24 protein-coding genes and 1 tRNA gene are annotated in these 25,064 nt (G+C 74.1%); 11 read left to right on the forward strand and 14 right to left on the reverse strand.

The features are described from left to right. The first annotated feature begins 8 nt into the window (after positions 1-8). From hutU to HNR61_RS03700, 6 genes are all read left to right on the forward strand, one after another. The gene (gene hutU, locus HNR61_RS03675; protein ID WP_182841642.1) at positions 9-1,664 is read left to right on the forward strand and encodes a urocanate hydratase; all 1,656 of its coding nucleotides are present in this window, start codon (positions 9-11) and stop codon (positions 1,662-1,664) included. A 77-nt stretch (positions 1,665-1,741) separates the two neighbouring features. After that, a complete protein-coding gene (locus HNR61_RS03680) occupies positions 1,742-2,938 on the forward strand; it encodes an allantoate amidohydrolase (RefSeq protein ID WP_220508878.1) in 1,197 nt (398 codons plus the stop codon). A 9-nt stretch (positions 2,939-2,947) separates the two neighbouring features. Continuing rightward, a complete protein-coding gene (locus HNR61_RS03685) occupies positions 2,948-4,312 on the forward strand; it encodes a formimidoylglutamate deiminase (RefSeq protein WP_182841643.1) in 1,365 nt (454 codons plus the stop codon). An 83-nt stretch (positions 4,313-4,395) separates the two neighbouring features. After that, on the forward strand, positions 4,396-5,631 hold the full coding sequence (locus HNR61_RS03690; RefSeq protein WP_182841644.1) for an MFS transporter: 1,236 nt from the start codon (positions 4,396-4,398) through the stop codon (positions 5,629-5,631). Further along, a complete protein-coding gene (locus HNR61_RS03695) occupies positions 5,628-6,578 on the forward strand; it encodes a GlxA family transcriptional regulator (RefSeq protein WP_182841645.1) in 951 nt (316 codons plus the stop codon). Before HNR61_RS03690 ends, HNR61_RS03695 begins: the two co-directional genes overlap by 4 nt. A 9-nt stretch (positions 6,579-6,587) precedes the next feature. Next, positions 6,588-7,064: a hypothetical protein gene (locus HNR61_RS03700; RefSeq protein WP_182841646.1), complete on the forward strand. Its 477-nt coding sequence runs from the start codon at positions 6,588-6,590 to the stop codon at positions 7,062-7,064. A 269-nt stretch (positions 7,065-7,333) separates the two neighbouring features. On the opposite strand, the gene HNR61_RS03705 is transcribed toward HNR61_RS03700, so the two are convergent. Beyond that, positions 7,334-7,429, reverse strand: a tRNA-Sec gene (locus HNR61_RS03705). A 98-nt stretch (positions 7,430-7,527) separates the two neighbouring features. On the opposite strand from HNR61_RS03705, the gene hutI reads away from it, so the two are divergent. Next, on the forward strand, positions 7,528-8,691 hold the full coding sequence (gene hutI / locus HNR61_RS03710; RefSeq protein ID WP_182841647.1) for an imidazolonepropionase: 1,164 nt from the start codon (positions 7,528-7,530) through the stop codon (positions 8,689-8,691). Here the strand turns inward: hutI and HNR61_RS03715 are convergent. Further along, a complete protein-coding gene (locus HNR61_RS03715; RefSeq protein WP_182841648.1) occupies positions 8,681-9,013 on the reverse strand; it encodes a cupin domain-containing protein in 333 nt (110 codons plus the stop codon). The two genes, hutI and HNR61_RS03715, sit on opposite strands and share 11 nt — an antisense overlap. Before the next feature lie 265 nt (positions 9,014-9,278). On the opposite strand from HNR61_RS03715, the gene HNR61_RS03720 reads away from it, so the two are divergent. Next, positions 9,279-9,827, forward strand: coding sequence for a putative immunity protein (locus HNR61_RS03720; RefSeq protein ID WP_182841649.1), 549 nt, complete (start codon positions 9,279-9,281; stop codon positions 9,825-9,827). Between the two features lie 32 nt (positions 9,828-9,859). On the opposite strand, the gene HNR61_RS03725 is transcribed toward HNR61_RS03720, so the two are convergent. Both HNR61_RS03725 and HNR61_RS03730 read right to left on the reverse strand, forming a co-directional pair. Further along, complete coding sequence (locus HNR61_RS03725; protein WP_220508879.1) at positions 9,860-10,201, reverse strand: SRPBCC family protein; 342 nt, start codon at positions 10,199-10,201, stop codon at positions 9,860-9,862. Between the two features lie 43 nt (positions 10,202-10,244). Next, entirely contained in the window at positions 10,245-10,607 is a 363-nt protein-coding gene (locus HNR61_RS03730; RefSeq protein WP_182841650.1) for a hypothetical protein, read from the reverse strand. A 137-nt stretch (positions 10,608-10,744) separates the two neighbouring features. Between HNR61_RS03730 and HNR61_RS03735 the strand changes: the two genes are divergently transcribed. Further along, on the forward strand, positions 10,745-11,392 hold the full coding sequence (locus tag HNR61_RS03735) for a TetR/AcrR family transcriptional regulator (protein WP_182841651.1): 648 nt from the start codon (positions 10,745-10,747) through the stop codon (positions 11,390-11,392). A 7-nt stretch (positions 11,393-11,399) separates the two neighbouring features. On the opposite strand, the gene HNR61_RS03740 is transcribed toward HNR61_RS03735, so the two are convergent. The 4 genes from HNR61_RS03740 to HNR61_RS03755 form a co-directional block, all read right to left on the reverse strand. Then, a complete protein-coding gene (locus HNR61_RS03740) occupies positions 11,400-11,903 on the reverse strand; it encodes a flavin reductase family protein (protein WP_220509014.1) in 504 nt (167 codons plus the stop codon). Then, complete coding sequence (sppA, locus tag HNR61_RS03745; protein ID WP_182841653.1) at positions 11,888-13,591, reverse strand: signal peptide peptidase SppA; 1,704 nt, start codon at positions 13,589-13,591, stop codon at positions 11,888-11,890. Before sppA ends, HNR61_RS03740 begins: the two co-directional genes overlap by 16 nt. A gap of 33 nt (positions 13,592-13,624) precedes the next feature. Continuing rightward, positions 13,625-14,101 carry a PaaI family thioesterase gene (locus tag HNR61_RS03750; RefSeq protein WP_246441933.1) on the reverse strand — a complete coding sequence of 159 codons (477 nt, stop codon included), beginning with the start codon at positions 14,099-14,101 and terminating at the stop codon, positions 13,625-13,627. Between the two features lie 70 nt (positions 14,102-14,171). Continuing rightward, positions 14,172-15,521 carry a serine/threonine-protein kinase gene (locus tag HNR61_RS03755; RefSeq protein ID WP_182841654.1) on the reverse strand — a complete coding sequence of 450 codons (1,350 nt, stop codon included), beginning with the start codon at positions 15,519-15,521 and terminating at the stop codon, positions 14,172-14,174. A gap of 97 nt (positions 15,522-15,618) precedes the next feature. Between HNR61_RS03755 and HNR61_RS03760 the strand changes: the two genes are divergently transcribed. Continuing rightward, positions 15,619-16,491: an NUDIX domain-containing protein gene (locus tag HNR61_RS03760; RefSeq protein ID WP_182841655.1), complete on the forward strand. Its 873-nt coding sequence runs from the start codon at positions 15,619-15,621 to the stop codon at positions 16,489-16,491. 216 nt (positions 16,492-16,707) lie between these two features. Here HNR61_RS03760 and HNR61_RS03765 read toward each other — a convergent pair whose 3' ends face one another. The 6 genes from HNR61_RS03765 to HNR61_RS03790 form a co-directional block, all read right to left on the reverse strand. Further along, positions 16,708-17,076, reverse strand: coding sequence for an ACT domain-containing protein (locus HNR61_RS03765; protein WP_182841656.1), 369 nt, complete (start codon positions 17,074-17,076; stop codon positions 16,708-16,710). 9 nt (positions 17,077-17,085) lie between these two features. Then, positions 17,086-19,326 carry a 1,4-alpha-glucan branching protein GlgB gene (gene glgB / locus HNR61_RS03770; RefSeq protein ID WP_182841657.1) on the reverse strand — a complete coding sequence of 747 codons (2,241 nt, stop codon included), beginning with the start codon at positions 19,324-19,326 and terminating at the stop codon, positions 17,086-17,088. Positions 19,327-19,443: 117 nt separating this feature from the next. Next, positions 19,444-20,541, reverse strand: a complete 1,098-nt coding sequence (locus tag HNR61_RS03775; RefSeq protein ID WP_182841658.1) for a GNAT family N-acetyltransferase — start codon at positions 20,539-20,541, stop codon at positions 19,444-19,446. A 43-nt stretch (positions 20,542-20,584) separates the two neighbouring features. Next, the gene (locus HNR61_RS03780) at positions 20,585-21,850 is read right to left on the reverse strand and encodes a cytochrome P450 (protein ID WP_182841659.1); all 1,266 of its coding nucleotides are present in this window, start codon (positions 21,848-21,850) and stop codon (positions 20,585-20,587) included. Between the two features lie 79 nt (positions 21,851-21,929). Beyond that, the gene (locus tag HNR61_RS03785; RefSeq protein ID WP_182841660.1) at positions 21,930-23,297 is read right to left on the reverse strand and encodes a glycoside hydrolase family protein; all 1,368 of its coding nucleotides are present in this window, start codon (positions 23,295-23,297) and stop codon (positions 21,930-21,932) included. A gap of 504 nt (positions 23,298-23,801) precedes the next feature. Continuing rightward, entirely contained in the window at positions 23,802-24,020 is a 219-nt protein-coding gene (locus HNR61_RS03790) for a hypothetical protein (protein ID WP_067819062.1), read from the reverse strand. A gap of 149 nt (positions 24,021-24,169) precedes the next feature. Here HNR61_RS03790 and HNR61_RS03795 point away from each other — a divergent pair, with 149 nt between their 5' ends. Beyond that, positions 24,170-24,976 (forward strand): GntR family transcriptional regulator, encoded by an 807-nt coding sequence (locus tag HNR61_RS03795; RefSeq protein ID WP_182841661.1) that lies wholly within the window; start codon positions 24,170-24,172, stop codon positions 24,974-24,976. Positions 24,977-25,064: the final 88 nt, after the last annotated feature.

Raw genomic sequence — 25,064 nt, forward strand, 5'->3', positions numbered from 1 at the left:
CACCCGACATGTCCGGACCCCGTCCCGTCCGCGCGCCGCGCGGCACCGAGCCGACCGCCAAGGGCTGGGGCCAGGAGGCCGCCCTGCGCATGCTCATGAACAACCTCGACCCCGAGGTCGCCGAGCACCCCGACGAGCTGGTCGTCTACGGCGGCACCGGCCGCGCCGCCCGCAACTGGAACTCCTACGACGCGATCGTGCGGTCCCTGACCGACCTGGAGGGCGACGAGACGCTGCTGGTGCAGTCCGGCAAGCCGGTCGGGATCTTCCGCACCCACGAGTGGGCGCCGCGCGTGCTGATCGCCAACTCCAACCTGGTCCCGCAGTGGGCGAACTGGGACGAGTTCCGGCGGCTGGAGGCCGAGGGCCTCACCATGTACGGGCAGATGACCGCCGGTTCGTGGATCTACATCGGCACGCAGGGCATCCTGCAGGGGACCTACGAGACGTTCGCGGCGGTGGCGGCCAAGCGGTTCGGCGGCAGCCTCGCCGGGACCATCACGCTGACCGCCGGGCTCGGCGGCATGGGCGGCGCCCAGCCGCTCGCGGTCACCATGAACGGCGGCGTCGCGATCTGCATCGAGTGCGACCCCTCCCGCATCGAGCGCCGCGTCCAGCACCGCTACTGCGACACCAGCACCGACTCCCTCGACGAGGCGCTGCGGCTGGCCGAGGAGGCCAGGGTGAGGCGGGAGCCGCTGTCGATCGGCCTGCTCGGCAACGCCGCCGACCTGGTCCCCGAGCTGCTGCGCCGGGGCGCGCCCATCGACATCGTCACCGACCAGACCAGCGCCCACGACCCGCTGGCCTACCTGCCGTCGGGCGTGGCGTTCGAGGACTGGCAGGCCGAGCGCGACAAGGACCCGCAGGGCTTCACCGAGCGCGCCCGCCAGTCGATGGCCAGGCACGTGGAGGCCATGGTCGGGTTCATGGACGCCGGGGCCGAGGTGTTCGACTACGGCAACTCCATCCGCGGCGAGGCGCAGCTCGCCGGGTACGACCGGGCGTTCGCGTTCCCCGGCTTCGTGCCCGCCTACATCCGGCCGCTGTTCTGCGAGGGCAAGGGCCCGTTCCGCTGGGCCGCGCTGTCGGGCGACCCCCGGGACATCGCCCGCACCGACCAGGCGATCCTGGACCTGTTCCCCGACAACGAGCCGCTGACCCGCTGGATCCGCATGGCGGGCGAGAAGGTCCACTTCCAGGGCCTGCCGTCGCGGATCTGCTGGCTCGGCTACGGCGAGCGCGACAAGGCCGGGGCCGTGTTCAACGACCTGGTGGCGCGCGGCGAGATCAGCGCCCCGCTGGTGCTGGGCCGCGACCACCTGGACTCCGGCTCGGTCGCCTCCCCCTACCGCGAGACCGAGGGCATGGCCGACGGCTCCGACGCCGTCGCCGACTGGCCGCTGCTCAACGCCATGCTCAACACCGCCTCCGGCGCGACGTGGGTGTCCATCCACCACGGCGGCGGCGTCGGCATCGGCCGCTCCATCCACGCCGGGCAGGTGTGCCTGGTGGACGGCACCGAGCTGTCGGCGCGGAAGCTGGAGCGCGTCCTCACCAACGACCCGGGCACCGGCGTCATGCGCCACGTGGACGCGGGCTACGACATCGCCCGGGACGTGGCCCGCGAGCGCGGCGTCAACATCCCGATGCTGGAGTCCTGAGCCCGCGCGACGCCCGCGGCGCGGCGTGCCGTTCCCTGCCGGGGGCGGCACGCCGCGCCGTGACGAGAGGAGACCGGTTGAGTTTCGAGGAGATGTGGGCCGCGCTGGAGCCGGTCGGGCGGCGCCCCGACGGCGGCTACGACCGGTTCGCGTGGACGGGGCCGGAGCTGGAGTGCCGCGCCTGGTTCCTCGACGAGGCCCGCGCCCGGGACCTGGAGGTCGAGCGCGACGCCAACGGCAACCTGTTCGCCTGGTGGCTGCCCGAGAGCGGGGAACGCGGCGACGCGGTGCTGACCGGCAGCCATCTGGACTCGGTGCCGGGCGGCGGCGCGTTCGACGGGCCGCTGGGCGTCGTGTCGGCGTTCGCGGCCGTGGACGCGCTGCGGGCCGAGGGGTTCGCGCCGGGACGGCCGGTCGGGATCGCGGCGTTCGCCGAGGAGGAGGGCGCCCGGTTCGGCGTGGCGTGCCTGGGGTCGCGGCTGCTGGCCGGGGCGATCGACCCGGCGCGGGCGCGATCGCTGACCGACGGGGACGGGCGCGCGTTCGCCGACGTCGTCGCCGCGCACGACCTGGACCCGGACCGGATCGGCCCCGACGAGGACCTGCTCGGGCGGATCGGCTGCTACGTCGAGCTGCACGTGGAGCAGGGCCGGGCGCTGGAGGTCCCGGTCGGCGTCGCCAGCGCGATCATCCCGCACGGGCGGTGGCGGCTGGACTTCGCCGGGGAGGGCAACCACGCCGGGACCACGCTGCTGCGGGACCGGCGCGACCCGATGCTGCCGTTCGCCCACGCCGTCCTGGCGGCGCGGGAGGCCGCGCGGCGGCACGACAGCGTCGCGACCGTCGGCAAGGTCCACATCGTGCCGGGCGGCGTGAACGCCATCCCGTCGCTGGTCACGGCCTGGCTGGACAGCCGGGGGCCCGACGACGCGGCGGTGCGGGCGACCGTGCGGGACGTGCACGAGGCGGCGCTGCGGGCCGGGGCCGACCACCGGGTGGCCGTCACGCTGGCCGAGGAGTCCTACACCGAGATCGTCGACTTCACCACCGCGCTGCGCGACCGGATCGTCACAGTGCTGGGCGGCGCCCCGGTGCTGCCGACCGGTGCCGGGCACGACGCGGGCATCCTGTCGGCGCGGGTGCCGACGGCGATGCTGTTCGTGCGGAACCCGACGGGCGTGTCGCACGCCCCGGCCGAGTCCGCCGAACGCGACGACTGCCTCGCGGGAGTCCGGGCCCTCGCGGCGGTACTCAAAGACCTGGCGCGCGGGTAGGGGACTGATATGCGTTGGCACGCCGAGCTCGCCTGGCTCGGAGACGGAGTGGCCGCCGATGTGCTCATCGAGGCCGACGGCGAGCGTTTCACCACCATCACCCCCGGCGTCCCGGCCCCCCCGGACGCCCCGCGCCTGCCCGGCCTCACCCTGCCGGGCCTGGCGAACGCCCATTCACACGCCTTCCACCGCGCCCTGCGCGGCCGGGTCCAGGCGGGCAGCGGCACGTTCTGGACCTGGCGCGAGACCATGTACCGGGTCGCCGACCGTCTCGATCCCGACTCCTACCGGGCGCTGGCCACGGCCGTGTACGCGGAGATGGCGCTGGCCGGGATCTCCTGCGTGGGGGAGTTCCACTACCTGCACCACCGGCCGGGCGGCGAGCCCTACGACGACCCGAACGCGATGGGCGAGGCGCTGATCGCCGCCGCCGCCGACGCGGGCGTCCGGATCACGCTGCTGGACACCTGCTACCTGATGGGCGGCATCGGCACGCCGCTGGAGGGCCCGCAGCTCCGGTTCGGCGACGGCACCGCCGGGAACTGGGCGCGGCGCGTGGACAGCCTGCGCGAGCAGAGCGACAAGGCCGGGCGGCTGCACGCCCGGATCGGCGCGGCGATCCACTCGGTGCGGGCGGTGCCGCGCGAGCAGATGAGCGCGGTCGCGTCCTGGGCCAAGGAGCGCCAGGCCCCGCTGCACGTCCACCTGTCGGAGCAGCCCGCCGAGAACGAGGCGTGCGAGGCGCGCTACGGCATGTCCCCGACCCGGCTGCTGGCCGAGTGCGGGGCGCTGGGGGCGCTCACGACCGCCGTGCACGCCACCCACCTCAGCGAGGCCGACATCGGGCTGCTGGGCGCGACGATGACGGGTGTCTGCATGTGCCCGACCACCGAACGGGACCTGGCCGACGGCATCGGCCCGGCCCGCGCGCTGTGCGACGCCGGGTCCCCGGTGTGCCTGGGCTCGGACCAGCACGCGGTGATCGACCTGTTCGAGGAGGCCCGCGCCGTCGAGCTGGACGAACGCCTCCGCACGCGGCGGCGGGGCCACTGGACGGCCGGCGCGCTGCTGGCCGCCGCCACCTGGAACGGCCACCACAGCCTGGGCTGGCCCGAGGCCGGAAGGCTGGAGCCGGGCGCGTACGCGGACCTGGTGACGGTGGCGATGGACACGGTCCGCACCGCCGGGGCCGCCCCCGGGTACGCGGCCGAGGCGGCGGTGTTCGCCGCGACCAACGCCGACGTGCGCCACGTGGTCGTGTCGGGCCGCGAGGTGGTGCGCGACGGGCGGCACCTGCTGGTCGCCGACGTTCCGGGCGCGCTGCGGGACGCGATCGAGGCCGTGACCTCCGAGGAGGAGACGCCCCCGGCCTGATCGGGGCGGCCTGACCCGAAGTGCGCGGTTCGCGGCCCGGACGCGTCTCGTGGCCGGGGCGGGGGTGGCGCAGGCTCGGTTTCATGATCGAGACCGACGTTCGGAGGACCGGGAAGGGGACGCGGCCGGTCGGGGCCGTGGTGGCCGTCGCGGCGGCGGTGATCGTGGCGGCCGGGGCGTTCAGCACCGTGCCGGGGCTGCTGGTCGGGCCGCTGCACCACGAGTTCGGCTGGTCGCACGGCACCGCCGGGGCCGCCATGTGGGCGAGCATGGCCCTCAACGGGCTCGTCGCGCCGTTCGCCGCCGCGCTGACCGAGCGGTTCGGGCCGCGCCCGGTCGCGACGGCCGCGCTGGCCGGGCTCGCGGCGGGCGCGGGGCTGAGCGCGTTCATGACGGCGGCCTGGCAGTACGTCCTGTGCTGGGGCGTGCTGGCCGGGCTCGGCACGGGCGCGCTGGGCGGGACGTTCGCCGCCGTCGTCGCGCACCGGTGGGTGCAGCGGCGGCGCGGCCTGGCCATGGGCGTGCTGACGGCGGCCGGGGTGGTCGGGCAGTTCGGGTTCCTGCCGCTGGTCGCCGGGGTGGTGGAGCGGACGCAGTGGCGCGCCGGGGTCGGGGCCGTCGCGGTCGCGGCGCTGGCCGTGCTGCCGCTCGCCGGGTTCGTGCTGCGCGACCCGCCCGGCGGGCACGGTGGCGGGGCGCGGCCGGGCGCGGCGTCGGTGCTGCGGAGCGCGGCGCGGACGCGGACGTTCTGGCTGCTGGCGGGCACGTTCGCGATCTGCGGGATGTCCACCAACGGCGTCATGTGGACGCACTTCGTCGCGGCGGCCGGGGACCACGGGATGGCGGCCCCGGCGGCGGCGTCGGTGCTGAGCGTGATCGGGGTGTGCAACGTCGCGGGGACCGTCGCGTCGGGGTGGCTGACCGACCGGTACGACCCCCGGTGGCTGCTGGCCGGGTACTACGCGCTGCGGAGCGGGGCGCTGCTGGCGCTGCCCGCGCTGCTGGGGCCGCAGGTGCGGCCGTCGCTGGTGGCGTTCGCGGTGGTGTTCGGGGTGCTGGACGTCGCGACCGTGCCGCCGACGATCGCGCTCAGCGCGGTGCGGGAGCGGTTCGGCGAGCGGGAGGGCGCCGTGGTGTTCGGCTGGACGCTGGCCGCCCACCAGCTCGGGGCCGGGATGATGGCGCTGGCCGGGGGCGTCGTGCGGGACGCGTCCGGGGAGTACACGCCGATGTGGGCCGGGGCCGGGGCGCTGTGCCTGGTCGCCGCGGTGATGGCGGCGGGTTTGCGGCGCGTCCCGCCCGGAAGGATCACCGCATGACGCGTCATGTGGTGGCGGTGCTGGTGCGCCCGGGGGTGATGCCGCTGGAACTCGGCATCGTCCACCAGCTCTTCGGGAGCGCCCGGACCGGCGGGGAGCCGCTGTACGAGGTGGTGACCTGCACGCCCGAGCCGGGCGACGTGCGCACCGACGCCGACTTCGCGGTGCGGGTGCCGCGCGGGCCCGGGGCGCTGGCGGCGGCGCGCACGGTGGTCGTCCCCGCCGCGCACGGGGCCGACGAGACCGACCGGCTGGACGAGCGGCTGCGGGCCGCGCTGGACCGCGTCCGGCCGGGGACGCGGATCGCCTCGATCTGCACGGGCGCGTTCGTGCTGGCGGCGGCCGGGCTGCTGGACGGGCGGCGGGCGACCACGCACTGGAAGTCCGCCGAGCTGTTCCGGCGGCTGTTCCCGCAGGTGAAGCTGGACCCGGACGTGCTCTACGCCGACGAGGGCGACGTGCTGACCTCGGCGGGGGAGGCCGCCGGGATCGACCTGTGCCTCCACATGATCCGCACCGACCACGGGGCCGCCGTCGCCAACGACGTGGCCCGCCGCACCGTCGTCCCGCCCCACCGCGACGGCGGGCAGGCCCAGTACATCCCCCGGCCCGTGACCGAGCCGGGCTCGCCCTCGACGGGCGCGGCCCGCGCCTGGGCCCTGCGTCACCTGGACCGGCCGATCTCCCTGCGCGACCTCGCCGAACGGGAGTCGGTGAGCGTGCGGACGTTCACCCGCCGCTTCCGCGAGGAGGTCGGGATGTCGCCCGCCCGGTGGCTGCTGCGCCAGCGCGTCGAGCGGGCCCGCCAGCTCCTGGAGACCACCGACCTGCCGGTGGAGCGCGTCGCCGCGGACGTGGGCCTCGGCACCGCCGCCTCCCTGCGCCGCCGCATGAGGGAGACGGTGGGGGTGTCGCCGCGCTCCTACCGCCGCACGTTCCGGGGGTAGGAACGTCCCATGACCTCACCACCGCCCGGCGTCCACCCCACCGAGCCCCTCACCGCGCCCGACGGGACGGCGGTGGACGTCGACGTCGAGCTGGTCCCGCTGGTGCGCGCCGTCTGGGCCGGAGGATGGGTCACGGCGGGATCCTGCCAGGACCTCGGGGACGCCGCCGACGCGCTGCGGGCGCTGGGGGACCGGGCGCCCGCCCACGCCACCGAGGCGTTCGCGGCGTTCTACCGCGGCTACGCGTGGCTGAAGATGCCGCGCCCGGACGCGCTGGCGTTCCTGGACGCGCTGGCGGCGACGCCGTTCCGGGACCGGGTCACGGCCCGCTGGGGCCCGGAGGCGTGGCGGGTGGACGTCGCGGTGCGCCACGACGGGGACCGCGGCTTCACGCTCGCGCCCACCGCCCACCTCCACTTCCCCCGCACCCAGATCCCCGAGCTGACCGCCGTCGCCACCGCGCTGCGCGACGGGATGCCGCGCTAGGCGGGGGACACCGCGGCACGGCCGGTCAGGGCGTGGTGGACGTCGAGGGTGACCTCCAGGCCGTCCAGGACGCTCGCCGGGGAGGGCCCGGGGCAGGGGACCCTGGAACCGGTGGACGCCGCGTCCTGCCGCCTGACGACGCCCCCGGACTCCCCGGGGCGCCTGGCCCACCGCCTGCTGCTCCTGCCGGTGCCCTGCACCCTGCTGGACCCGCCGGAGGTCGCGGCGGAGCTGGCCGCGCTGGGCGACCGCGCCGCCGCCTTGGCGGATGGCGGAGGCGAACGGGAATCGAACCCGCCGTCCCGAGATACTCGCGACCTGCGGTTTTGAAGACCGCGGGGGCCACCAGGCACCCTCTCGCCTCCGCAGGAGACGATAGCGGCCCGCCCGGGTGTCTCGGACCCGAGACGGAAGCGGTGGCGCGCCGCGCCCGCCCGTGCCGCGCCGGTGCGATGCTGATCGGGTGAGCACTCTCATCAGGAACATCGGGGAACTGGTCACCAACGAGCCCGGCGTCGGGGAGGGGCCGCTCGGGGTGCTGCGCGACGCGGCGCTCGTGCTCGACGGCGGAGCGGTCGCCTGGGTCGGGTCCACGGCGGACGCGCCCGAGGCCGACGAGGTCCTCGACGCCGCCGGGCGCGCCGTGCTGCCCGGGTTCGTGGACTCGCACGCCCATCTGGTGTTCGCGGGGGAGCGCGCCGAGGAGTTCGCCGCGCGGATGAGCGGACAGCCCTACAAGGCCGGGGGCATCCGGACGACCGTGGCCAGGACGCGCGCCGCCGGCGACGACGAGCTGCGGGCCAACGTCCGGCGGCTCGTCGACGAGATGGCCCGGCAGGGCACCACCACCGTCGAGTGCAAGTCCGGGTACGGGCTCGACGTCGAGCAGGAGGAACGCGCCGTCCGGATCGCCGCGGAGATCGTGGACGAGGTGACGTTCCTCGGGGCGCACGTCGTGCCCGCCGAGTACGCCGACGACCCGCAGGGGTACGTCCGCCTCGTCTCGGGGGAGATGCTCGCCGCCTGCGCGCCGCACGCCCGGTGGATCGACGTGTTCTGCGAGCGGGGCGCGTTCGACGCCGACCAGGCGCGCGAGGTGCTCCAGGCCGGGATCAAGGCCGGGCTCCTGCCCCGCGTGCACGCCAACCAGCTCGGCGAGGGGCCGGGCGTCCGGCTCGCCGTGGAGCTGGGGGCGGCCTCGGCCGACCACTGCACGTTCCTCGGCGACGCCGACGTGGACGCGCTCGCCTCCTCGGAGACCGTGGCGACGCTGCTGCCGGGCGTCGAGTTCTCCACCCGGCAGCCCTACCCGGACGCCCGGCGGCTCATCGACGCCGGGGTCACCGTCGCCCTGGCGTCGGACTGCAACCCCGGCTCCTGCTACAGCTCCAGCATGGCCTTCTGCATCGCGGTCGCCGTGCGGGACATGCGCATGACCCCGGACGAGGCCGTGTGGGCCGCCACGGCCGGGGGCGCGCGGGCGCTGCGGCGGACCGACGTCGGACGGCTGGGGGAGGGCGCCCGCGCCGACGTCCTCGTGCTGGACGCGCCCTCCCGCGTCCACCTGGCCTACCGGCCGGGCGTGCCGCAGGTCGCGGCCGTCTTCAAGGCGGGCGTCAGAGTGTGATCTGGTAGGTCTTGCGCAGGGTCTCGTGGACGGTCCAGGTGGTGCGGGCTCCGGCGGTGAAGACCCCCACGTCGCCGGGGCCGACCTCCAGGGTCGGGCCGTCCTCGATCTCGATCGTGGCGCGGCCCGCGACCACCGTGAAGATCTCGTCGGCCTCGGTGTCGGTGACCGTGCCGGGGGTGATCTGCCAGATGCCGCGCTCCACCCGGTCGTCGGCGTGCAGGACCAGGGTGGAGACCTCCGGGTTGCCCGCGACGACGCCGGCCGGGTCCAGGGTGTCCGGCTCCAGCTCGGCGGCGGTCACCGACAGGGCGAACGACATGGTCTCTCCTCGCTTCTGGAACGTTCCGCAGAGCGTAGCGGCGGCGGACGCGAGATCCGCCGGCCAGTCCGGAGTCCCCGCGCCGCCGGATTGGACGCGGTGGAGCCGTCCGCGGAGGGCGGTCATGCCGTGCGCAGGGGCGGGGGAGCGTCACCGCGGTTTGAAGGTATGCCTTCGCTGACCGGGGAAATCCGCCCGAAACCTTACACGGGGGGTTCAAAGTTACAGTCGAAGTGACTGCGGCCCCTGTGTAGAAGGACGACCCATGGCGGACGACTCCACGACGATCGAGCTCAGCATGTCCGAACTCCGCGAGGTCACCCTCTACGCGGTGGCGTGCGCGCGGCCCGCGTTGGTGATCTTCGAGCGGGCGTGCCCCGACGACCGGCGCCCCCGGGACGCGATCGAGGTCGCGCGGGCGTTCGCGGAGGGGGCCCGGCGGTCCAAGGCGATCCGGGACAACGCGTGGGCGGCGCACCGGGCGGCCCGGGAGGCCCGGGACGCGGGGCGGGACGCGGCGAGTGACGCGGCGCGCGCGGCCCTGGCGGCGGCCGGCGCGGCGTACCTCCACCCCCTGGCGAAGGCGACCCAGGTCAAGCACATCCTCGGTGCGGCCGCCCACGCCGCGCGGGCGTTCGAACTCTCCGCCGGGGACGACCCCTCGGTCGGGGCCGACCACATCGCGCAGTCGCGGACGCTCACGCCTCCCGTCGTGGTGGACGTCCTGCGGCGCTACCCGGCCGCCCCGCCCGGCGGTGGGCGGGTCGGGGAACTGATCCGGCGGCTGGACGCGTCGCTCCGGAGCGGGGGGTGAGGGGCGTCCGTCCCCGGACGCCTTCGCGGATCTCAGCGGGCTTCGGCGGCGGCCTTCAGGTCGTTCAGCCATGCTTTGAGGCCCGCGCCGAGGATCTCGGTCGCGAGGGGGACGTCGGCGTCGACCTGCGGGCCGGTGCGGGTTTCCTCGGTGGGCACGAGGACGCCTCCCCTGACCTTGGTGAACGTCCACACGTGGACGCCGTCGACGCGCAGTCCCTCGCCGACGGCGGGGCCGGTCCAGCGGAGGCAGGCGTGCCGCCCGAGCTGCTCGACGGTCGAGGTGATGACCAGGGTGGTGGCGGGCGTGGCGGGCGCCGGGGCCGTCCACCGGAACGCCGAGCCCGCGCGCAGGGCGGCGCGGATGCCGGACATGGTGGTTCCCCCTGTCGGTCGCTGGGCGGTCTTCGCGGTGGCGTCAGCGCGCCGGAAGGTGGCGGGGGCCCGGCCGGTGGGCGGCGACGACGAGCACGGCGGACGCGGTGACGATCAGCCCGACGAACGCGGGGTGGATGTCCTTGGACAGGCTCGGCGCGCCGTCGGGCCGCGCCAGCCAGACGGCCAGCGGGATCGCGTACGCGACGGCCACCAGCGCGGCCGCCCGGCGGACCGCCCGGTCGCGGGTGCGGCGCAGGGCGCCGGCCAGCGCGATCGCGACCGGAACGCCCGCCAGCAGGGCGAACTGGCCGAGGACCATGACGGGGACCGCCCAGGCGGCGAGGGTCACCGCCCGCGGAGCGCGCCGGCCGGCGCGGGCGGGCGGCTGGGAGGTGGTGGTCATGACGTTCCCTTCGACTGGACGGTTACATCTTTTCGCTTCCATTAGAAGTCATAACCGTGCGGACGAGGGGTCGTCAACAGAGACCGTGATACCTTCTAACTAATTCTTGGTGGTGTAGCTCTGGAGGGAGGCGGCGCATGGCGGAGACGAACGCGCGGACCCCGCGCGAGCGCTACCGCGCCCAGATCCGCGCGGAGATCAAGGAGCGCGCCTGGCAGCAGATCGCCACGGCGGGGGCGTCGGCGCTCTCCCTCAACGCCATCGCCAAGCAGATGGGCATGAGCGGCCCCGCGCTCTACCGCTACTACGCCGGTCGCGACGAGCTGATCACCGAGCTGGTCGCGGACGCCTACCGCGGCCTGGCCGACACCCTGCGCTCGGCGTCGGCCGCGGGCGCCGACCTGGCCGGGCTGGCGCACGCCGTGCGCGCCTGGGCCCTGGCGGACCCCCAGCGGTACTTCCTCGTCTACGGCACCCCCGTGCCCGGCTACCGGGCGCCCGACGACACCACGGCCATCTCCAGCGAGATCATGGCGGTCCTGCTCGACGCCTGCGCGGCGTCGGTCCCGGACGGCCCCGCCACGCCGTTCGACGCCCACCTGCGCGACCACCGGGACTGGGCGGGCGGCCACCCCGCCCCGCCCGCGGCCCTGCGCCGGGCCCTGGCCTTCTGGACCCGGCTGCACGGCGTCCTGTCCCTGGAGCTCGCCGGTCACTTCACCGGCATGGGGTTCGACCCCGCGCTGCTGTTCGCCTCCGAGCTGGACGACCTGCTGGCCCGCTGACCGCGGCTCAGACGTAGCGGCGGTTGACGCGGATCAGCGGGTCGCGGCGGCGGGCGACGTAGTCCGCCGTCAGGACCTCGGCCACGTACAGGCGGTGGTCGCCCGCGTCGATGCGCCGCCGGGTCTCGCACTCCAGGGCCGCCAGCCCGCCGTCGGGGATCAGCGCCTCCGACAGCGGGCCCCGGTGGTGCGGCTCGGAGGCCAGCAGCAGGCGCGCGCCGGGACGGCCCTCGGCGGCGAAGCGGCCCGCCAGGGCGCGCTGGCCCGCGCTGAGCACCGTCGCCGCCCAGCGGTCCCGGCGGTCCAGGACCTCGGCCAGGTAGGACCCGGCCGCGACGCCCGCCAGGACCATCGGCGGTTCGAGCGACACCGACATGAACGACGTGACGGTCGTGCCCAGGTCGTCGCGGCCGTCCCGGACGGTCAGCACCACCACGCCGGTGGCGAACCCCGCGACGGCGTCGGTGAAGTCGCCGGGGGGCAGGGGCTGCGCGTTCAGCGGATCTCCCAGTTTCCGGGCAGGGTCAGCGGGCCGGCGGCGGGCAGGCCGAGGCGGGCGGCCACCCCCGACAGCGAGCCCCAGCCGTCGAAGCGGGCGGTGGCGGCGGTGCGGTCCTCGCTGGACTCGGCCGGGCGCAGCCGGTCCAGCGGGGAGGAGTGCGGGAACACCCGGACCGGCGCGTCGGCGGCGAGCCCGGCCTTCTTGCGGGCCAGCTCCAGCGCCCGGTCCAGCCCGCCCAGCTCGTCCACCAGGCCGTGCCGCCGGGCGTCCGCGCCGGTCCACACCCGGCCGCGGGCGACCTCGTCGACCTGCTCGGGGGACAGGCCGCGGCCCTCGGCGACCTTGGCGGTGAAGTCGGCGTAGATCGCGTCGAGGGAGGCGTTGACGCGCTCCCACTCCGACTCGTCGAACTCCTTGGTCATGCTCAGCATCCGGGCGTGCGCGCCCTCGGAGACGTGCCCCATCGCGATGCCGAGCCGGTCCAGCAGGCCGCTGATCACGGGCTTGCCCATGACCACGCCGATCGAGCCGGTGAGGGTGCCGGGCTGCGCGATGATGGTGTCGGCGGCCATGGCGACGTAGTAGCCGCCGGACGCGGCGACGTTGCCCATCGACACGATCACGGGCTTGCCCGCGCGGCGGGCGAGGTTCACCTCGCGCCAGATCGCGTCGGAGGCGACGGCCGAGCCGCCGGGGCTGTTGACCCGGAACACGATCGCCCTGACCGAGTCGTCCCGCACGGCCGCGCGGAACGCCGCGCCGATCGTGTCCGACCCCATCGCCGGGCCCTGGCTGGGCAGCGGGCCGCCGCGCCCGGACCGGCCGAGGCGGATCGGGCCCTGGCCGTTGATGAGCGCGACCGCGTCCTGCCTGCCGGGCTGCGGCAGCTTCCTGGCCAGGCCATGGGAGCGGTTGTAGCGGGTGACGAACTTCAGCTGCGCGGTCGGCCCGAACCGTTCGCGCAGGTCGGCGTAGACCTCGTCGCGGTAGCCGAGCCGGTCGACCAGGCCGTTCTCCAGGGCGTCGGCGGCCAGCAGCGGGCCCCGGTCCATGAGCTCGCGGACCTTCTCGACCGGCAGGCCGCGCGCGGCGGCGATCCCCTCGGTGATCTGCTCGACGTAGGAGGCGACCAGCCGCCGGGAGGACTCCTCGTGCGCGGGCGTGTAGCCCTTGCGCATGAAGGTGTTCGCCATGGTCTTGTACTCGTGGCGCTGGCCGAACTGCGGCTTGACGCCGGCCTTCTCCAGCGCCCCGGCCAGGAACGGCTCCTCCAGCGCCATGCCGGTCAGCCCGACCTCGCCGGTCGGCTGCATCCAGACCTTCTCGAACGCGGTGGCCAGGTAGTACGGCACGGTCCCGTGCCCGCTCTCGCCGAACGTCTCGGTCCAGGCCACGGTGAGCTTGCCCGCCTCGCGCACGGCGGTGACCGCGTCGCGGATCTCCTGGACCAGCGCCATCCCGACCCCGCCGGTGACCTTGACGACGACGGCGCGGACCCGGCTGTCGGCGCGGGCGCGGCGCAGCCCGTCCAGCACGTCGCGCAGGTGGGTGCGGCGCATCGCCAGCACCGCCGTGAGGGGATCGGCGGGCGGGGTCTCCACGAGCCCGTCGGTGAGGTCGAGTTCCAGCACCAGGGGCGCGGTCCGCTTCTCGCGCGCCTGCTTGATGACGTTGATGACCGAACCGGGATCCACCATGCGCCCCAGCCTATGTGCTCGGCGCCGGTCCGCTCAGCGGGCGAACGCCCGGTTCGGGATCGTGCTGCCGGACGCCTGCGCGACCGGGCGGCCGTCGGCGTCGGTGATGACGGCGGTGGAGAACAGGCGGGTGCCGCCGGGGTGGACGCAGGTCCCGGTGACGGTGTAGGTCCCCCCGGCCAGGACGGCGCGCAGGTAGTCGATGTTCAGGTTGAGGGTGAGCTGCGGGACGAAGTGCTCGCCGGTGCTGGCGGAGGCCAAGCAGACGGCGTTGTCCAGGATGGTGGCGATGAAGCCGCCGTGCACGGTCCCGCCGGGGTTGCAGAGGTGCTCGCCGGGCGTCCAGGAGATCACGACGCGGCCGGGCTCGGCGGTGTCGATCCGCTGGCCGATGTAGCGGGCCACGTCGGAGACCTCGGGGAAGCGGCCGTCGCCGATGGCCTGGATCAGCTCGGCCCCCGACAGCGTGTTCCACATCTCGGCGTGTTCGGGCAGGGTCTCGACGCTCAACGGCACTCCCGGTCGTTCGATCTTCAATCGAACTCTATTCGGAGACCGGTCCCCACCGCTGTGCCGTGCGTCACCCGGACCGGCCGAGCGTGCCGGAGGTGGTGCCGCCGAGCCCCTCGGACTCGTAGCGGAGCCTGCCGTCCACCAGCCGCAGCGTCAGGCTTCCGCCGAGGCAGAAGCCGGTGGTGCCGTGGGTGTTGTTCGGCGTCTCCTGGATCCGGAGGGTGTCGCCGTCCACGGCGGTGACCTGGAGGGTGTCGGTGCAGCCCCACGCCCGGTAGACCGACTCGCCGCGGCTCTCCCCGGCCCGCAGGACGACCGTGGCGTCGGTGCTGGTGCCGTTGGGGGCGCCGAGGCCCGGCGGCTGGGCGATGGTGCCGGTCCAGGTCCCGGCGAACGCGGCCGGGACCTTCGTGCCGCCCCCGGCGCCGGGGGTGGGGTCGGGGGACGCCGTGCGGGTCGTGGTGACGTTCTCCCCGGGGCGGTCGCGCTGGTCGTTCACGGCGAACCAGATCCCGGCGGTCGCCGCGACGACCGCCAGCCCGGCCCCGGCCGCGATCAGCGCCCCGCGCCCCGCGCGCCGCCGCGACGGCACGGTGGGCTCGCCTCCGATCGAGGGGACGGCCGACGGGTCCACCAGGCGCACCATCAGGTCGCGGGCGGTCGGCCGCCGCGCCGGGTCCTTGTCCAGGCACTCGGCCAGCAGCCCGTGCAGGAACGGCGGCACCCCGCCCAGGTCGGGATGCTCGTGGGCGATCCGGCGCATGACATCGGACATGCGGTCGAACCGCCCGAACGGCGGCCGTCCCGTCGCCGCGTACACCATCGTCCCCGCCCACGCGAACACGTCGGACGCGGGCGTCGGCGGGCGGCCCGCCAGCGACTCGGGCGCGGAGTACGACGGCGTTCCCGCCGGCCGCGTCCGCGTCCCGGCGTCCACCTCCCGCGCGATCCCGAAGTCCACCACGCGCGGCCCGTCCGGGCCGAGCAGCACGTTGGCGGGCTTGAGGTCGCGGTGGACGATGCCCGCGCCGTGGATGGCGGCCAGGGCGCTGGCGGTGTTGACGGCGAGGCGTTCCAGGTCGCCGTCCCGCAGCGGCCCCCGCTCGGCCACCCGCCGCTGGAGCGACGGCCCGTCCACGAACTCGCTGACCACGTAGGGCCGCGCCGCGTCGGCGGAGCAGTCCAGCACGGCGGCGGTGCAGAACGGCGCCACCCGCCGCGCCGCCTCCATCTCGCGCGCGAACCGCGCCCGCGCCTCCGGGTCGGCCGTCTTGAGCGTCTTGACCGCCACGCGCCGTCCGGCGGGGTCCTCCGCCAGGTAGACCACGCCCTGCCCGCCCTCACCGAGCCGGCCGGTCAACCGCCAGCGGCCGACCTCGTGCGGATCGTCGGGGCCCAGCGGCGAAACGGCCACCATCAGCGCGTCCCTTCCCACGGCGACTCGCCGTTGTCGCGTCACGGTCCCCCGGCCGCACACCACGGTACCGGGATCATCAACCCGATATCGTCGCGGTATGGCAGACGGCGACGGTTGGCGGCGCTGCGCCCTCGGGCACGTGCACTGGGGCAGGCACGGCGCGGCGGGGCTGATGGTCTTCCACCGCGACCCGGGCGACGGGCGCAAGCGGGTGCTGCTGCAACAGCGCGCCTGGTGGGGCAGCGGCGGCGGGACGTGGGGCATGTTCAGCGGCGGCATGGCCACCCGGGAGGACCCGGTCGCCGCCGCGCTGCGGGAGACCGCCGAGGAGTCCACGCTCGACACCTCGCGCGTCCGGCTGTACGGGACGTGGACCGAGGACCACGGCGGATGGTCGTTCACGACCGTGTTCGGGGAGATGGACCACCGCCCGGTGGTGGAGCCCGCCTCGCGGGAGACGCGCCGCGCCGAGTGGGTGCCGGTGGAGGAGGTGGACCGGCGCAAGCTGTTCTCGCCGTTCGCCCGAAGCTGGCCGGCGCTGCGCGGCGCGCTGGCCCGCCTGGTGGTGATCGTGGACGGGGCCAACGTGGTGGGCGCCCGCGCCGACCACGGCTGGTGGAAGGACCGCGCCGGGGCCAACGCCCGCCTCCGCGACGACCTGGCCGCCCTGGCCGAGGGCCTCACCGGCCTGCCCGACGGCCTGGTCCCCTACGAGGTCGCCTATCCCGAGACCGTGCTGGTGGTGGAGGGGGCGGCCCGCCGGGTCGCCGACGAGCCGCGCGACGGGGTGCGGGTCGTGGCCGCGCCCGGCAGCGGCGACGACCTGATCGCCGACCTGGCCGCCCACACCGACCTCGACACCGTCCCGCTGGTCGTGACCGCCGACCGGGAGCTGCGGGCGCGCTGCGAGTCGGCGGGCGCGGCCGTCATCGGCCCCCGCTGGCTCCTGGAGCGCCTGCCCCGGCGGTGACTCCGGAGACGGACCCGGTGACGGACTGGGTGACGGTCTAGGCCGTGTTTCAAAGCCCTGGCCCACGGCGCTCGCCTGGCGGCTCGCACCTCACCAGGGCTTGGCGAGCGCGACATCGCTTCGCGATCTGACCTGCGGGCCCTCGCCTCCGGCGTCGGGCCCGCAGGTCAGGTAACGCGCTCGCGTGCGCGGCTGAGGCCCACTTTGAAACAGGCCCTAGCCGGCGCCCTGGACGGCGACCGCGTGCCCGGCCTCGCCGAGCGCCTTGACCGCGTCCTCCAGGGAACCCTCGGGCACCAGCACCAGGTCGGCGTGGTAGGTCGAGGTCACGAACACCGAGATGCCCGCCTCGGCGAGCGGCGCCACCACCGACGCGAGCATGCCCGGCACGTCCAGCCCGTGCGCGTCCCCGTAGAACCCGGCCCACCGCTGGAACGCGCCGAACGGCGGGGCCTGGCGCACCACCGTCAGGCCCTCGGGCGCGCGCACCAGCGCCACCCACTCGTCGTCCTCGGGGAACGTGGAGTTCGGCTGGTGCTCGACCGCGAACCGGTCGGGGACGACATGCAGGCGCAGTGACGGCATCCCGTCACTCTAATCCGGCTCGGGCGCCAGCCACACCGCGCCCAGCGGCGGGATCCGCATGCACACCGAGGCGGGCATCGCGTGGTGCGGCTCCTCGACCGCCTCGACGACCCCCATGTTGCCGACGCCGCTGCCGCCGTACTCGAACGCGTCGGTGTTGACGACCTCCCGCCAGCGGCCCGCGTGCGGCAGCCCGACCCGGTAGTCCTCGTGCGGGGAACCGGAGAAGTTCACCACCGCCACCAGCGTCGGGCACTCCCCGCCCTCACCGTCCGGCCGGCCGTAGCGGACGTAGGACAGGGTGTTGCCGCCGGCGTCGTTGCCGTCGATCCACTGGAAGCCCTCGGGCTCGTTGTCCATCGACCACAGGGCGGGCTCGGCGCGGTAGACGGCGTTGAGGTCGCGGACCAGGCGCTGCACCCCGATGTGGAACGCGCCCTCGGTGGCGCTCTCCAGCAGCCACCAGTCCAGCGGGCGTTCCTCGGCCCACTCGGCGCCCTGCCCGAACTCCCCGCCCATGAACAGCAGCTGCTTGCCCGGATGCGACCACATGTAGGCCAGCATGCAGCGCAGCCCCGCGAACTTCTGCCAGTCGTCGCCGGGCATCTTGCCCAGCAGCGACCCCTTGAGGTGGACGACCTCGTCGTGCGACAGCGGCAGCACGTAGTTCTCGGAGAACGCGTACACCAGCGAGAAGGTGATCTCGTTGTGGTGGTAGTTCCGGAACACCGGCTCACGCGCCAGGTAGTGCAGCGTGTCGTGCATCCAGCCCATGTTCCACTTGAACCCGAAGCCGAGGCCGCCCAGGTGCGTCGGGCGGGTCACGCCGGGCCAGGCCGTGGACTCCTCGGCGATCGTCATGACGCCGGGGTCGCGCTTGTAGACGGTCGCGTTCATCTCCTGGAGGAACGAGATCGCCTCCAGGTTCTCGCGGCCGCCGTAGATGTTGGGCGTCCACTGGCCCTCCTCGCGGGAGTAGTCCAGGTACAGCATCGAGGCGACGGCGTCCACGCGCAGCCCGTCGATGTGGAACTCCTCCAGCCAGTAGCAGGCGTTGGCGACCAGGAAGTTGCGGACCTCGGCGCGGCCGAAGTTGAACACCAGCGTCCCCCAGTCGGGGTGCTCGCCGAGCCTGGGGTCCTCGTGCTCGTACAGCGCGGTCCCGTCGAAGCGGGCCAGCGCCCACTCGTCCTTGGGGAAGTGCGCCGGGACCCAGTCGACGATCACGCCGATGCCCTCCTGGTGCAGCCGGTCCACCAGCAGCCGGAAGTCGTCGGGGGAGCCGAACCGGGAGGTCGGCGCGTAGTAGGAGGTCACCTGGTAGCCCCACGACGGCCCGTAGGGGTGCTCGGCGACCGGCAGGAACTCCACGTGCGTGAAGCCCATGTCCTTCACGTACGCGGGCAGCTCCTCGGCCAGCTCCCGGTAACCGAGGCCCTTGCGCCACGACCCGAGGTGCACCTCGTAGACGCTCATCGGCTCGTGGATCCACTGCCGCGCCTTGCGGCGCTCCATCCACTCGTCGTCGGCCCACTCGTAGGAGGAGGTGAACACCTTCGACGCCGTCGCCGGGGGGACCTCGGTGGCCTGCGCCATCGGGTCGGCCTTGGCCCGCCAGTGCCCGTCCGCGCCGAGGATCTCGTACTTGTAGCAGGTCCCGTCGCCCACCCCGGGCACGAACAGCTCCCACACCCCCGTCGAGCCCAGCGCCCGCATCGGGTGCGCGCGCCCGTCCCAGTGGTTGAAGTCGCCGACGACCCGCACCCCGCGCGCCGTCGGGGCCCACACCGCGAAGCTCGTCCCGGTGACCGGCCCGAACGCCGACGCGTAGGTCCGCACCCGCGCGCCCAGGGCCTTCCACAGCTCCTCGTGCCGGCCCTCGCCGATCAGGTGCATGTCGAGCTCGCCGAGCGTCGGCAGGTGCCGGTAGGGGTCGTCCTGGACCTGCTCGACCCCGTCGCCGTAGGTCACCGCCAGCCGGTAGTCGGGAACGGCCAGCGGCGCGTCGTCCTGTCCGGAACCGGACAGCGAGGCCTCCGCCGGCAGCGTCCCGGCGAACACGCCCTCGTGGACGTGCCGGAGCCGCTTGCGGTCGCCGCCGGGAAGGACCACCTCCACCCGCTGCGCCATGGGGCGCAGCGCCCGGATGGTCACGCCGTTACGGCCCGGATGCGCGCCGAGCACCGCGTGCGGGTCGTGGTGCGCACCGCCGACGAGCTGTTCGATCTCCGCGCGGGTCACTCGTGCCATGGGCTCACGGTCTCCTCGTCCCGGAAGGCTTGGACGCCTTTACCGTGCCCGGAGATCGGCGTTCCTCACATGTCAGACCCGGACTCGTTCCCGTTCCAAGGGACGATCTTCAGGAGATCATGAGCGTGGCGGTACTCCGCGGGAGCGCCACCGGCCGTACCGGCGCATCGCCCGGTCGGCCATGCCGTACAGGGTCGGGTTGTTCAGGATCGCGTCGCGGGCGCGGGCGACCGGCTCGTGCCGCGCCCAGTGGGCCGCGCCCGCCGCCGACCGGGTCCGCACCACGCCCTCGGCGACCGGGAACGCGTGGTTCCGCAGCTCCTGCTTGTACCGCCAGCCCACCGACGGCCCCATGTCGATCTCCCGCACGCCGATCGCGGCGGCCTGCTCGGCCATGTGCAGGTGCAGGATCAGGCCGGGGGAGTACTTGGAGAACTCCGGGTCGTACACCGGGAACCAGGTCACCAGGGTGTGGTCGCTGCGCAGCCCGAAGTGGCCCGCGACCGGCCGGTCGCCCGCGTACAGCATCGACAGGGTCCCGGCGAAGCGGTCGGTGTGGGTGCGGTGCAGCCGGTCGACCAGCTCCACCACCCACGGCCGCGCGAACCGGTCGGCCCGGCCCATCGCCCGGTACTGGCCCGACTTCCACCGCCGCACCAGGGCCAGGGACTCCTCGTCGCGCACGTCGAACGCGAACCTCACCTCGCCCGCGTCCCGGCCGAGCTTCCGCTCCTTGTACCGCGTCTGCTTGACGACCTTGGAGCCCTTCTCCTTCAGCGACCCGCAGTAGCCGTCGAACCCGCCCTCCAAGCTGATCACCGCCGAGTCCAGCCGTTTGGTCACGTACGGTTCGAACCACGGCTGCCCCGGCAGCACCGTGCCGAACTCCCAGGCCGCCAGCCCGCACGCGCGCAGCAGCGCCCGCGCGTCCAGCTCCAGGCCCGGAACGTGGACCAGCCCCTGCCCGAGCGACAGCCAGCCGCCGACCGCGGCGGCCGTGCGGCGGCCGTGCAGCTCATAAGGGAAGAAACCGACCAGATCGGGGCCGTCGTGCAGCACCGCCACCCGCGCCCCGTCGATCACCTCGTCGACCGCCCGGGCGTATCCGGCCGACATGAACGGGTTCGCCAGGCGCGGCAGGTCGTCCTGCATCTTGCGCCAGGCGGTCAGCTCGGTCTCGCCGAGGTCGCGCGGACGGACAACGGACACTCGCATCTCAGGATCTCCAAGCGCGGGAACGGTCGGGTCGGTGGCCGGGTCAACGGTCGTAGGTGAACGGCAGGCGGGTGATGCCGTTGTCGAAGCTGGACAGCAGGTACTCCGGCTCGCCCGTGGCGCGCAGCCCCGGCAGGCGCGTGAACAGCTCCCAGAACATGATCTTCAGTTCCATGCGGGCGAGGTTCGCGCCCAGGCACAGGTGCGGTCCGGGGCCGCCGAACGCCACGTGCGGGTTGGGCGAGCGCGAGATGTCGAGGGAGTCGGGGTCGTCGAACACGTCGGGGTCGCGGTTGGCCGCCGGGTAGAACAGCACCACCTTGTCCCCGGCGCGGAACGGGTGCCCGTTCAGCTCGTGGTCCCGCTTCAGCGTGCGCCGGAACTGGATGATCGGCGACACGTAGCGGACCAGCTCCTCGATCGCCGGGCCGATCCGGGCGTCGTAGTCGTCCATCAGCAGGTCCCGCTGCTCGGGATGGTCGGTGAACAGCCTCAGGCCGTGCGACAGGGTGTTGCGGGTGGTCTCGTTGCCCGCCACCAGCAGCAGGTCGAAGAACGAGCCCAGCTCCGGGATCGACAGGCGCTCCCCGTCGGGGTTGGCGTTGACCAGCGCCGACACCAGGTCGTCGCGGGGCTCGGCGCGGCGGGCGCGGCCCAGCCGGGCGACCAGGCGGTGCAGGTCCACGATCGCCCTGAGGTTGCCGTACAGCAGCCGCAGCGTGCGCGGGCTGGCCAGGGACCCGCGCACCCCCGAGTACTCGGTCATCGCGTCGACCCGCGACAGCACGTAGGGCCGCACCCGCTCGGGGATGCCCATCATCGCGCAGATCACCGCGAGCTGGAACGGGGCGGCGACCTGCGACACGAAGTCGCGCGGCCCCTGCTTCTCGACGTCGTCGACGATGCGGGCGGCGATGGCGCGGACCTCGTCCTCGATGGTCGCGAGCATCTTCGGGGTGAACGCCCGGAACACGATCCGCCGCAGCCGCGCGTGCTCGGGGTCGTCCATGTTCACCATCGGGGTGCCGAACACCTTCGCCAGCCACGGCGGTGGCTCCGGCGACGTCGCGGCCGGTTCGCTGGAGAAGACCTTGGCGTTGCGGCTGGCCTCCACGACGTCGGCGTGCCGCACCAGCGCGTGGAAACCCTTGCCCGACCGGACGAACGGCACGCGGGGCTCGGCGAAGTACACCGGCGCGCCGTGCTCGCGCAGCCGCGCGAAGTCGGCGAGCCGCTGCTCCGGCGGCCGGTCCCAGAACGCGATGTCCACCACGTCGATGCCGGCGGGCGGAGCGGAGCCCAGGGCCATGCCTTCTCCTTCGTCTGTGAACGTCTGTGAGCGTCTGTGGAGGGCTCGCGGGCCGTCCGCGGGCCCCTCGGCCAAGTGGTCAGCGGGCGACCCAGCGGACCTCGTAGGGGCCCAGGTCGACCGGCCTGCCCTCGATCTGGGCCCGCTTGCCCTGCGGGGTCGTGTTGACCATGACCATCTGCTTGTCCTGTGCCAGTACCCGCACCGCCGGGTCGGCGGCCTTCACGTTCAGCAGCTTCGTTCCGGGCGGGAACCAGCGGGTGAAGTTCTGCAGGTTCGTCAGGTTCGGGGTGGGGGCTCCGCCCGCCTGCGGGCCCGACCACAGGCAGCCCGGGCAGTCGGCGCCGGTGGCGGTCTGCGGGCTCCAGTAGAACGCGCTGGCCGCGCCTCCCCTGATGAACTCCATCATCGCGGCGACCTGCACCGCGCCGCGGCGCTCGTCGGTCCAGTCGGACGGGACCGGCTCCACGTACCACTCGGCCCACCACACCGGCAGCTCCTCGTCGCCCAGCGCGCGCAGCCAGCGGGTGACGTCGGAGAACTTCGTCAGCACCTCGAACTCGTTGGGCCGCACGTCGCGCTGCACCGGCAGCGCGTGGCCGTCGACCGCGATGAAGTCGGCGCCCTCCTTGTGCTCGTACCAGTACTTGAGGGCGTCCAGGTTCCGCTGGTCCATCGAGCCCCAGGAGCCGCGCAGCTCCGACGGCGGGCCGACACCGGGCGCGTTGCTGTTCATGACCATGTAGGGGCCGCCGACCTTGATGTCGGAGTCCACCTTCTTCAGTTCCTTGTAGACCTCGTTGTAGAGCTTGGTGTAGCCCTCGTGGTCCCAGCGGTTGGCCCGCGGGTTCCAGAAGCCCTTGAACTCGTTCCAGACGGTGTAGTGCTTGACGTCCGGGTACCGCCTGGCGACCTCGGCGGCGAGCCGGGCGTAGTCGTCGAAGAACCTGGGCTGGATCGCCACCTCCAGCCGCGACCAGTCGGTGCCGCCCGCCGCGCCGCCCTTCATCCAGTCGGGGCCGCAGCACAGCGTCACGACCGGGGTGCCGCGGGTCTGCCGGATGGTCTCCATCCGCCGGTCCAGCGACGCCCAGTCGTACTGGCCGGGCCGCGGCTGGGGGTTGCCGACGCCCCACCCCATGATCGGGGTGACCTGCGGCATCGGCTGGCCGGACAGGGCGTCCAGGGCCCTCTGCGGGCCGCGTTCGCGGTCCACGCTCTCCTGGGTGTGGGTGAACCCCCACGACGGCCAGCCCTTCGGCGCGCCCGGGGCCACCTCGCCGGCCGGGGCGGCGAGCGACCGCACGGTGCCGTCCGGCCTCCCGCCGGCCAGCCAGATGAAGATCGCGGAGGTCAGCATCCCCGTCAGGGCGGCCGCCAGCGCGATGAGGAACAGCCGCCGGCGGGGACGGCCGTGCCGGCCCTGGCGGTTGCGGAACAGCGCCACGCGTGTGGGCTGGGTACGCTGACGGACTTCCAAGACGGGCCTCCAGAAGGGGCGGCCGTGATCTTCGCCGATGGGACGGCCGGATATCGTCGCCGGTGGAACCGGTGTATTGGTTAGAACGCCGGGGGGTGACGGCTGGTTCGGCCGGGCGGTCGGCGGAACCGTCATAACTGCCTTACCTGTGATCTCCCTTGGCGACAACCTTCCAGCACGGGGGACGGCCTCACGCGGCGTGGCCGGAAAGGGTCAGTGCGGAGTCACTTTTCCCTTTCACCGAGGTGACATCCGCCTCACCTATCCGGTTTGACTCTTATGTCACTCCAGCGCCACAAGTCACTGACGTGTTGGTGCGTTTTGCGGCTGTTTTCCGGCGGCTGGATATCGGTGGGGAAGCGGTGGGAATCGCGCGGAACGCGGCGCCGGCGGGCGGGTCCGCCCGGTCCGCTGGGCCCGGTCCGCCCCCGTACGCGGACCGGGCCGCACGGCGCGTCCGCGTCGGCGCGTTCAGCCGTTCCCGGCGTCGCGCCCGGCCTGCTCGCGCAGCAGCTCACGCAGACCCGGCTCGTCGTCGGCCGCGACCGTCATCGCGTAACCCGCCTGCAACTGGGCGTCGGTGAGATCGCCACTGCGCGTGGCGTACCAGCGGCCGGCGTCGCTGCGCCACACCAGCCAACCGGGGAACTCGCTCTCGATGGCCGCCTTCAGATCCTCGAAGTCGCCCATCAAGGTCATCCTTTCGCCAAGCGGGCCTATTCGTATACACAAGTCTTACTCGGTTAAAGATGGTGTCAAGCTGTCCGTAAGCGGACCGTCTCCCGGGGGACACCCCCGGGAGACGGGAGTGACGGCCCGGGCGGAAGGGGGTGGTGCCGGTGCCGGAACGGCCGGCCTACCTGCGCATTGCCGACACCCTGCGGGAAGGGATCCGCAGCGGCGTCTATCCACCGGGCACCCGGCTGCCGACCATGGCCGAACTGTGCACCGCGCACGGCGTCTCCGAGATCGTGATCCGGCAGGCCGTGGCGCTGCTGCGCGGCGAGGGCCTGGTCGAGACCCGGCGGGGCGGCGGAACGGTCGTCAAGGTCGTCCCGCCCGCCCGGCGGATCGCGATGGACCGGTACCGGACATTCGCCCGGCCCGCCGCGCAACCGGACACCGGAACCGGAACCGGAGCGGGTGCGCGGCCCGAGGTGCGTCCGGCCACCACCTTCACCCACGACCAGCGGATCCCCTGGTCCGAGTACCGCCTCGACAAGGAGTTCAGCCGCACCCGCGCCGGACCGGAACTGGCCGGGCTCTTCGAACTGCCGACCGGGACCGAACTGCTGCGCCGTCGGTTCGTGTTCTACTCGCGCGGCGAGCCCCAGCAGATCTCCGTCAACTACCTGCCGTGGGACCTGGTGGGCGACACCCCCGTCGCCGACCCCTCCCGCGAACCCTGGCCGGGCGGCACCCTCGCCCAGATCGCCTGGCTCGGCCACCCCGCCACCCGGATCGAGGAGGCCGTCAGCTCCCGCATGCCGACCCCCGAGGAGGCCGAGACCCTGCGCATGTCCGGCGGCGTCCCGGTGTTCGCCATCACCCGCCGCATGATCTCCGGCAGCCGGGTGATGGAGGTGTGCCGGGACATCGTGATCCCGGCGGATCGGGTGATCCTGGATTACGCGATCGACCTGTGAGCCGGCGGGGGCGGTGGCCGGCGCGGACCGTCGAGGGCACGGGCGTCGGCCAGACCCTCGTTCACGCCTGCGGCGTGCGCTGACGCGC

Source organism: Actinomadura kijaniata, assembly GCF_014138665.1.
Taxonomy (GTDB): domain Bacteria; phylum Actinomycetota; class Actinomycetes; order Streptosporangiales; family Streptosporangiaceae; genus Spirillospora; species Spirillospora kijaniata.